The 3366-nt window shown below is 73.5% G+C and carries 5 protein-coding genes; all 5 read right to left on the reverse strand.

Annotated features, from left to right (window positions below; translation table 11 throughout):
• Window positions 1–203, reverse strand: a 203-nt coding sequence (locus NCC78_RS29760) for a TOPRIM nucleotidyl transferase/hydrolase domain-containing protein (protein ID WP_372495236.1), incomplete at its 3' end; no start/stop codon positions are given.
• Between the two features lie 107 nt (window positions 204–310).
• A complete protein-coding gene (locus tag NCC78_RS32635) occupies window positions 311–1270 on the reverse strand; it encodes a chitinase (RefSeq protein ID WP_250798690.1) in 960 nt (319 codons plus the stop codon).
• 47 nt (window positions 1271–1317) lie between these two features.
• The gene (locus NCC78_RS32640) at window positions 1318–1827 is read right to left on the reverse strand and encodes a cellulose binding domain-containing protein (protein ID WP_250798692.1); all 510 of its coding nucleotides are present in this window, start codon (window positions 1825–1827) and stop codon (window positions 1318–1320) included.
• Window positions 1828–1909: 82 nt separating this feature from the next.
• On the reverse strand, window positions 1910–2692 hold the full coding sequence (locus NCC78_RS29775; RefSeq protein ID WP_250798694.1) for a hypothetical protein: 783 nt from the start codon (window positions 2690–2692) through the stop codon (window positions 1910–1912).
• 59 nt (window positions 2693–2751) lie between these two features.
• A complete protein-coding gene (locus NCC78_RS32140; protein ID WP_284706371.1) occupies window positions 2752–2880 on the reverse strand; it encodes a hypothetical protein in 129 nt (42 codons plus the stop codon).
• Window positions 2881–3366: the final 486 nt, after the last annotated feature.

Below are 3366 nucleotides of genomic sequence, written 5' to 3' on the forward strand. Positions count from 1 at the left end.
CCCCGCGGCCCGGGCAGGTCGAGGAAGTGGCCGATGTTCGTCGCGCCGCCCATCGCCACCACCCGAACACCCTCGGCGTCGAGGTCGCGGCCCCGGCGGGCCGCAAGGGTCTCCACGGCGGCCCGGTCGCTCACCCCCTCGACGAGCACCACCGTGTGCGCGTCGATTCCGGTCGTCAGCTCCCCGAACGTCGGCACTGTCACCTCCCCATGGTCCCCGACATCATCGCCGCGTCGCCGCCGGCTGCCCAGCGCTTTACCGGGCGGCGCACCGCGGCGGCCCGCCCGGGTGGGGCGGGCCGCCGCGCCGGTCAGGGCAGCGCCTTGAGGAACGGGCCGTGGTTCAGCCGGAACTCCCAGGCGTAGAACCGGTCCCAGTTGATCGACCAGGTCATCAGCCCCCGGAAGTCCGGGTTGGTGCCGCTGCGCGGGGCGTACGAACCGCAACTCTGCCCCTTGACCAGGCAGGTCACCGCCGCCTGCACCCCGGCGGGGGCGAGGTAGCCGTTGCCGGCGCTGGTGGACGACGGCGCGCCGAACGCGACCTGGTCCTCCCGCAGGGGCGGGAACACCCGGCTGGTGTTGCCGGCGACCGGGAAGCCGGCCAGCAGCATGTCGGTCATCGCGATGTGGAAGTCCGCGCTGCCCATGGTGTGGTACTGGCCGTCCAGCCCCACGATCGGCCCGGAGTTGTAGTCCTGCACGTGCAGCACGGTGAGGTCGTTCCGCAGCGCGTGGATCACCGGCAGGTACGACCCGGCGCGCGGGTCCTGTCCGCCCCACGGCCCCGGCCCGTAGAACTGGTGTCCGAGCTGGACGAAGAACGTCTCCGGCGCCATGGTGAGCACGAAGCCCGACCCGTACCGCTGCTTGAGCGTGCGGAGCGCGGAGATCAGGTTGACGACCACCGGGGTGGTGGGGTTGCGGAAGTCGGTGTCCCCGGCGTCCAGGTAGAGCGAGTGCCCCTCGAAGTCGACGTCGAGCCCGTTGAGGCCGTACCGGTCGATGATGGCAGACACCGACCGGACGAAGGTGTCCCGCGCCGCGGTCGTGGTCAGCTGGACCTGGCCGTTCTGGCCGCCGATGGAGAGCAGGACCTTCCTGCCCTGCTGCTGCTTCCCCCGGATCGCCGCGACGAACTCCGCCTCGGTCTCGACCCCCGGGCACTCGCTGACCGGGCAGAGCTGGAAGCGGATGTCGCCGGAGGTGGCGGTGGTGGGTTCGCCGAAGGCCAGGTTGATGATGTCCCAGTCGGCCGGCACGTCGGCCATCCGCAGGTAGCCCGAGCCGTTGGCGAAGCTGGCGTGCAGGTAGCCGATCAGGGCGTGCCGTGGCAGACCACCGGCGGGGGGAGTGGTGGGCGGCGGGCTGGTCGGCGGTGGAGTCGTCGTCGGTGGGGCGGTGGTCGGCGGGCTGGTGGGCGTGCCGCCCCCGCAGGTGCCCCGTTGAGCGTGCAGTCGGTGGGTGAGCCGGAGCCGGTGGCCAGGAAGCCGAACGACGCCGAGGCGCCGGGGGCCAGGGTGCCGTTCCACGACCGGTTGGTGAAGGTGTGCCGCTGGCCGGCGCTGCTGACCGTGGCGTCCCAGTAGGAGCCGAGCGTGGTGCCCGACGGCAGGCTGAACGCGACCTGCCAGCCGGTCAGGGTGCTGGGCCCGCCGTTGGTGACGGTGTACTTCCCCTCCCAGCCGGTGCCCCAGTCGGCGGTCCTGACGAAGGTGGCGGTCGGGCCGGCGGCGTGGGCCGGCGCGGCCAGGGTCAGCGTGGTGGCGGCGGCGGTGGCGAGGGCCGCGACGGCGGCCAGCAACAGTTTTCGGGCAGGACGACGCATCCGGACCTCCCGGTACGAGGGCCGTCGGATCGACGGATGTCCAATTATTAGGATTGTTAACTGTAGTTGTCCAGAGGTTCGCTCAGCACACCGACCGGACCGACCAGCTGGCCTCGACCGTCCTCCTTGGCGGCTCCCGCTCCAACACCCACTCGTCGCCGAGGGTGGCGACGAGCAGCTCGGCGGGGCCGAACCGGAGCAGCAGCCCCGAGCAGTACCCGGTGGCGGCCTCGACGAGCACCGCCCCGCCGGTGAGCCGCTCACCCACCGGGCCGGCCAGCACGTCGGGCGGCCGCGCCGGCCCCACCCGCGTCTCGCCGCACTCCGCCATGTCGTACGTCCCGTACGGCTCCTCCATGGACAGCAGCAGCTCCTCGCCCCGGCCGTGCAGCCTCATCGGCGGGCGGTGGCGGAAGTGCAGCCAGGCGTGGAGCAGGCTCTGGGCGTCGCCGTCGCGCCGACCGCCGTACCAGTGTCGGGCCTCGGTGACCCGGTCAAGGCGCAGCCCGATCCGGTCCCGTAGCCAGCCGGCGACCAGGTCGGGCTCGCCGAAGCCGACGTACGCCGGTGCCCGAGGGTCATCGACGGCCTGCCCGACCGCGCGGGCGGTGGCCTCGTGGACGTCACCGACCCCGGTGTCGACCTCGGTGGCCCGGATCTCCGTCACGGTTGCCCGGTGGCGGCCGCCGGCGCCCAGCGCGGCGTGGGCCCCCAGCTCGGCCTCCCGACGCTGGTCGGGTGTGACGGCGAGCGTCCGCAGTACCTCCACCTCGGGCCCCGCTGCGGCCGCCACGTGCACCGTCACCGTTGCGAACCGGCACCATCTGGCGGTCTGGCGCGCCAACCGCCAGGTCGTCGTCGGCATCGTGCCTCCCCACCTCGGGCCGACGGCTCGCCCGCGCCGGACGCGCCGCCGGACTCGGATCAGCGCCGGCCGTCGCGGCGCTTTATCGTCCGCTCGTAGTCCTGGAACCGCGCCTTGGCGATCACCGACCGGTCGGCCGCGCGGAGCACCAGGCCCTCGGACCGGCCGGGCGCGCCGTCCAGGGCCACCCGGGTCTGCGGAAGGTGACCGGCAAGGAACGCGTCATCTTGTCGACCTCGGGCGGCAGCACGTCGGCGGCGATGGTCGCCAGTCGGCCGCCGCCGCGCCCCGCAGGGTCTCGGCCACCTCGACCGTCAGGACGTCGAGGCTGGACACGGCACCCCTCCTGCCAGCAGGTCCGCCGGCACCGGGCTGCGGTGTGGCGCTGGGCAGGCAGCGTATCCCGGCGTCCCCGCGCGCTCTGTGCGATTTTCGCGGCACCGTCCACCCTGGAGCACCGGTGCTGCGGGAATGTCGTACCCCACGGGCAGCATGCATTCATGGCTGTCCCCGCTCTCACCCCACACACCGACCAGCCGCGCTCCGTGCCGCTGCGCGAGGCGCGCACCCGGCTCACCCAGCTCGTCGCGCTGGCCGAGTTGACCGACACCGTCACCGTCGTCACCCGCGACGGCGACCCCCGCCCGGTCGCCGCGATCGTGCCGGCCGCCGCC

The organism is Micromonospora phytophila, assembly GCF_023656545.1.
Classification (GTDB): Bacteria; Actinomycetota; Actinomycetes; order Mycobacteriales; family Micromonosporaceae; genus Micromonospora; species Micromonospora phytophila.

What these genes read in the sequence shown, in the direction of transcription:
- NCC78_RS32635 (WP_250798690.1), bottom strand. Translation starts at nt 1,270, where the DNA reads ATGGCCGACGTGCCGGCCGACTGGGACATCATCAACCTGGCCTTCGGC.
- NCC78_RS32640 (WP_250798692.1), bottom strand. Translation starts at nt 1,827, where the DNA reads ATGCGTCGTCCTGCCCGAAAACTGTTGCTGGCCGCCGTCGCGGCCCTC.
- NCC78_RS29775 (WP_250798694.1), bottom strand. Translation starts at nt 2,692, where the DNA reads ATGCCGACGACGACCTGGCGGTTGGCGCGCCAGACCGCCAGATGGTGC.